The organism is Rhodococcus sp. NPDC057135 (genome assembly GCF_042670865.1).
Taxonomy (GTDB): Bacteria; Actinomycetota; Actinomycetes; order Mycobacteriales; family Mycobacteriaceae; genus Rhodococcus_F.
Map to the genome: position 1 here is coordinate 1 of NZ_JBHUUU010000034.1, position 6,492 is coordinate 6,492.

A 6,492-nucleotide genomic window follows, 5' to 3' on the forward strand; every position below is an offset into this window, starting at 1 on the left:
CCGACCATCCAACACATCCACCAACGTCAAACCCCCCACCACCACCCCCACACCATCACAACCACCCACCACAAACCCACGCTCACCCGCAACAAACACGTCGACCTCGCCGACCGTTGTGTCCGCGTCCTCTGCGATAGTGGTGAGAATCCGCGCCAAACGCTGTGCGATGGTGTCGACCGCTGCGCGTTCGAAGGTTGCAGGCTGGTATCGCAGGCTCAGGTGCAAAGCCGGCTCGGCGGTCGAGAGCAGGGTGAGCGGGTAATGCGTGGCATCGCGGGCGTCCACAGTGGTGACTCGCATCCCGGCGATGTCGGCGTTCTCATCCATCCCCGAGGTGTCGACGGGATAAGACTCGAAGACCGAGAGGGTGTCGAACAGGTTGCCCACCCCTACCCGTGCCTGAATCGAGCCGAGCCCGACATAGTGATGCTCGAGCAGTGATACCTGCTCGTCCTGTAGTCGAGCGAGCAACTGGGCCCACGTCTCGTCCGGATCCAGTTGCACACGTACGGGCAACGTGTTGATCAGCAGTCCCACCATGTTTTCCACACCAGGTAGTTCAGGTGTGCGTCCCGAGACCGTGGCGCCGAAGACTACGTCTTCGCGGGAAAGCAATCGGGACAACAGAACACCCCACGCGGCTTGGACCACCGTGTTCATCGTGATCCCGCTGCGCTGGACCAGTGCACTGAGTCCGTCGAGTACCGGTTCAGGCAGATCGACGATTACTTCCTCGGGCACACCCTGCTCCACGTTCGGTGCTGGATCTGCCAACAGGGTCGGCTCCTCGACGCCCCGCATGGCGTCTTCCCATACCGCGAGCGAGGTGTCGGGATCGCGGTCCGCCAACCACTCCAGATATGTGCGGTACGACGGGGACTCGGGAAGATCGGGCGGAACTCTGTCGACCGGGAGACCGTCGGCGGCGTATCGCATCAGCAGTTCCCGTACCAACAGGGGCATCGACCAACCGTCGAGAACAATGTGATGGTTTGTCACCGCCAGTACGCACCGCGTCGCGGTGGTTCGCAGCAACGTCAGCCGCAGCAGTGGCGGCGAGGCCAGGTCGAAGGGGGCTCTGCGATCCTCGTCGAGGCACCGCCGCAGCTCTGCTTCGGTAGCCGATCCTTGTTCGGTGAGATCTACTTCGCTCCATGGAATCTCCGCGTCGTCGACAATCAACTGCGCTGGTACACCGTTACTGTCGTAGACGAACGCCGCACGCAGATTCGGGTGGTTGACCAACAGTCCGGCAGCAGCGCCGCGCACACGCTCGGAATCAACCACTCCTTCGAGTTCGATGCACAGTTGAGCTGTGTAGACATCGGTGGATGTTGCCGCCAGTGAAGCATGGAACATCAACCCCGCCTGAAGAGGCGACACCGACCAGACATCGTTCAATGCCGGGTAATCCCCCTCCCAACTTTCGATCTGTTGCTGGCCGACCAAGACCAGCGGGATGTCCGACGGTGTGAGACCACCCGCACCGGGTCGCGATGCATGAGCGGCCAGACCATCGAGCGCGAGGCGCCAGAGGTCCGCGAACTCCGCGACGTCCGACTCGTCGAGTACCCCGCGTGGAAAGGCAAACGACGCTGTCAAGCACGGGCCGTCGGGACCGTCCTCGACGGCCGCGTTGATGTCGATCACCGACGCCACCGGCATGGAACGATTCTGTGTTCCACCGAGTTTTCGATTGCCTTCGACCGGCAGCCAGTCCTGCGCTCCGTCGGAGGTGCTCACCCGACCCAGATAATTGAAACTGATTTGAGGAGAACGGTATCGGCTGAGGTTCTCCGCGTCTTCGGACAGGTACCGCAGCATGCCGTATCCGATTCCGTGGTCCGGGATGGCACGCACGTGCTCCTTGACGACCTTGACGGCGCGCCCCGCTTCACCTCCACCTGCCAGTGCGTCGTCGACATCGATCCCGCCAAGATCCAATCGCACCGGGAAGAGCGTGGTGAACCAACCGACGGTGCGAGAGAGATCTGCGCCGGGAACGGCATCTTCTTCACGTCCGTGGCCTTCGAGACTGATCAGCGCGTCGGAGGTATCGATACCCCGGCGTCGTCGCCACCCGATTGCTGCCAGCGCAACAGCCGTGAGGAGACCGTCGATCACGCCGGCGTGGAATGCCGCAGGAACTGTGGTGAGAAGGCTCCTGGTCACGTGAGACGTGATGTCAGCTGTGACGGTGTCGACAGTCTCGTCGACGTCGATCGTGGGGTCGAGTGGCCGCGAGCCGATCAGGGGGTCCGGACCCTCCAGGATCGTTTTCCAGACGTGCCGTTCGCCGCTCCGGTTGCCGACGTGCTCGACAAGCCCGTGTGACCATCGCCGGAACGAGGTTCCGCTCGGCGGTAGTGCCGGAGGAACACCGGCCCGCAGTTGCGCTGTCATCGACGCCAGGTCTGTGACAAGAATGCGCCAGGAGACGCCATCGACGACCAGGTGATGAATCACCAGCAGTAGTCGGCCCCGTTTGTTCGGCACATCGGGATTGCCAGCAACGTCGAACCAGACAACGCGAACCACGTCGGCGGAAGCAGTATCCAAGCTGTCGGCCGCGGCCTCGAGTTCCCTCGACGCCAAGGCGGTGAAGTCGTCGTCGTCCACCGCGTCGACACTCACACGACGGATCAGTCCTTCAGCCGAGATCGAGCCGGGCGGTAGAACTTCCATGACCCGCTCACGCTCGACCAGGCGTGCTCGGAGCATGTCGTGCCGGTCCAGCAGCGCCTGGACGCTACGGACAAGGACGTCCTGGGTGAGATCACCGGGAGCTGTCAGCAAGAGCGCTTGGGAGAACCGGCTCAGTTCGCCGCCGAACAAGCCGCCGCTGCGGTCGAGCATCCACTGTGCCACGGGCGTCAACGGAACAGTACCGACGCCCGATCCTGCCAGCTCCGCGAGAACTTCCGATCCGTCGTGCTCGAATTTCGCCGACTCGGCTAGCGCGGCAACAGATTTGTGGACGAACACATCTCGAGGCGAGAAGATCACACCCGCATCGCGAGCCCGGGCCACCAATTGGATGGACATGATGCTGTCGCCACCGAGCTCGAAGAACGAATCGTGCACTCCTACTGTTTCCACGCTGAGCACCTGCGCGAACAGGCCGGCGAGTAGATTCTCGGTCTCCGTTCGGGGTGGCCGATCAGGTGAGGAGGTGGACGAAAAATCGGGTGCGGGAAGCGCTGCGCGGTCAAGTTTTCCGTGAACCGTCAGTGGAAGCGCATCGAGTATCACCACGGCCACAGGCACCATGTACGACGGCAGCCGCTTGCCGGCATGCGCGAGGACGTCACGCGTATCGATACTCGCTCCCCGATCAGGTACCACGTAGCCGATCAACCGATCGCTACCGTCTGCGTTCCAGACGTCCGTCACCGCCTGGGTCACGCGCGGGTGCGACTGCAATGCCGCTTCGACTTCCCCGAGTTCGATGCGGTACCCACGGATCTTCACCTGGGAATCCGTACGCCCGAGGTACTCCAGCTGTCCGTCAGTAGTCCAGCGCACCCGATCGCCCGTGCGATAGATCCGGGTTCCCGGAGGACCGAACGGATCAGCGACAAACTGCGTGGACGTCAGTGCGGAACGCCGGTGATAGCCGCGTGCCAAAGCCGGCCCGGCAAGATACAACTCCCCGGCGACACCCACCGGCACCGGGCGAAGCCGCGAATCCAGCACTACCTCGGCAAATCCCCGAGTTGGTGCACCGATGGTGACCGTTTCGTCAGGCGTCAGAGCTGCACTGATACTCGACACCACCGTTGCCTCGGTCGGGCCGTAGGCGTTGAACATTCTTCTGCCCGACGCCCAGCGGGTCACCAATTCCGATGGACACGCCTCTCCGCCGGTGACGACGCATCCAACTGTGGTGAGGCCGTCGGGATCGACGGACGACAAAGCCGCCGGAGTGACAAAACAATGAGTGACGCGCTCGCGCTCCAGTAACTCCGCCAGCTCCGACCCGCCGTAGACGGTCGGGGGCACGACCACCATGGTGGCTCCGGCACCAACGGCCAACAAGAGTTCGAGAACCGACGCGTCGAAACTCGGCGAAGCGAAGTGCAGGATTCTGGATCGAGTCGTGGCAGCAAAAGTCTCGCGCTCCTCGCGAGCAAAGTTGGCCAACCCGCGATGCGTGACCGTCACACCCTTCGGCGTTCCTGTAGATCCCGACGTGTAGATCACATAGGCCGGATTGTCGGTTCGAATCCGTGTCGTCCGATCCGCGTCGGTGATTCTCGACGGCGAGTACGTCGACAACCGTTCCGCCATACTCTCGTCGTCGAGAACCACCCACGGCACTCGGTCGGCGAGCGCACCGCGATGCGCCCTGATGGTCATTCCCCAGGCTGCGCCGGAGTCGCCCAACATGTACTCGATACGTTCAGAAGGATGACTCGGGTCCACAGGAAGGAATGCCGCACCGGTCTTGGCAACGGACCACACTGCCAGAACGGACTCGACGGAACGTGGGACGCACAGCGCGACCATCGACTCGGGGCCCACTCCGGATTCGATCAGCATGCGGGCCAACCGGTTCGACTGCGCGTCGAGTTCGCGGTAGGTCACTTCACGCTCCTCGAATACCAGTGCGACGGCGTCGGGATCGTGGGCGGTTGCCATATCTGTTGCTGCAGTGAGCAACGCCGATAAACTCTGTGCCGCGGCGGAAATCTCACCTCGAACAGGAACCAGTTCGATGTGCTCACGGGTGTCGAGGATGTCGATATCTCCGATCCGCGAGTGCGGATCGGAGGTCACGCTCTCGAGTATCCGCTGCAAGCGACCGGCGAAGGACCCTACTGTCCTCTCGTCGAAAATATCTGTGGCATATCCGAATTCAGCGTGGATGCCGCCTGGTTCGCCGGTGTCGTCGAAGGTCTGCGATACCGTCAACTGCAGATCGAAGTTGATGGTGTCGATCGCGACGCCGACGTCGGTCACCTGGAGGTTGGGGAGTTCAAGTCCGGGCCGCTCGATGTCTTGGAACTCCAGCATGACTTGAAAGAGGGGCGAGTATGCCGTCGAACGTGAAGGATTCACGTTCTCGACAACTCGTTCGAACGGCACGTCGGCGTGAGTGAAGGCGCTCAGATCGATGCCTCGGACCAGGTCGAGGAACTCCCCGAAACTCGTCCCGCGGTCTACTGCAGTGCGCAAGACCAATGTATTGACGAACATCCCCACCAGTTCGTCGAGTTCTCGCTCCCCACGCCCGGCGATCGGAGTTCCGACGGCGATGTCGGCGGTATCACTCAGTCGTGCCAACATCACGGCCAGGGCTGCGTGCACGACCATGAAGATCGTGGCGTTGTGCTGGCGGGCAAGGCCGATCAGACCGGCATGAATCTCTGAATTCACCACGAACCGAACCCGCCCGCGTCGAAGCGAGCGCACATTACCGCGCGGTCGATCGGTGGGAATCTCGAGTACCTCCGGTGCGCCGGCAAGATTGTCGACCCAATAGCCGAGTTGTGTCGAGACCAAGGACCGCTCGTCGGATTCCGAGCCCAACCAATCCTGTTGCCACAACGCATAGTCGGCGTACTGGATCGCCAGCGGCGCCCACTCGGGCGCCTCTCCCTTCACTCGGGAGGCGTAGGCGCTCATGAGATCGCGAGCCAGCGGCGCCGTGGAGAAGCCGTCTGCGGCGATGTGGTGTACCACGATCACCAGGACATGCGTCAGGACGTGATCACCCCCACGTAACAGAGTTGCGCGCAACGGGACCTGCTGTGCGACATCGAAGCCCTCCGAGACAAGGCTGCGGCACCTCTCGCGCAGTTCCTCCTCGCCCGGCACAATGGTCGGTACAAGGTTTGGTAGGACCTGAGAGGAAGACACGATCACTTGACGTGGGCCGGCGTCAGTGAGCGGGAAAACCGTACGTAGAGACTCGTGCCGGTCGACGACGTCGCCAAATGCCGCGTGAAGTGCACTGACATCCAAAGTGCCGTCCAGCCGTAACGCACACGCGATGTTGTACGCGGCGGAATCAGGGTCGAACTGATTGGCAAACCACATCCTCTGCTGCGCAGGTGAAAGCGGGATATCCGTGGTCGCACCCCGCGGTCTCAACGGCGGCTTGACTCCGACGCCGCCACCGGCGTCCCCTCCGCGTGACTGCGCCAACTCGGCCAGCGCTGCCACGGTGGACGCGTCGAAAACGTCGCGGATACCGATCCGTTCTCCGAGAACCGAATTCACCCGTGCGACCAACCGAGTCGCACTGAGAGAGTTTCCACCGAGAGCAAAGAAATCATCGCGCACACCGACCCTCGATATTCCCAGTAGCTCGCCGAAAACGATGGCAACGGTCTCCTCGAAGGGCGTACGCGGTGCAACATAGTGAAGCGGAGGAGGATCAAAGTCGATATCCGGTAGGGCTTTTCGATCCAACTTCCCATGCACCGTCACCGGCAACCCATCCAACACCACCACCACCGACGGCACCATGAACCCCGGAAGAGA

At 62.3% G+C, this 6,492-nt stretch carries 1 protein-coding gene; it reads right to left on the bottom strand.

Going from position 1 to position 6,492, the window contains the following annotated elements:
- On the bottom strand, window positions 1-6,492 hold a 6,492-nt coding region (locus ACFT1A_RS30855; RefSeq protein ID WP_378450095.1), incomplete at both ends, for an amino acid adenylation domain-containing protein.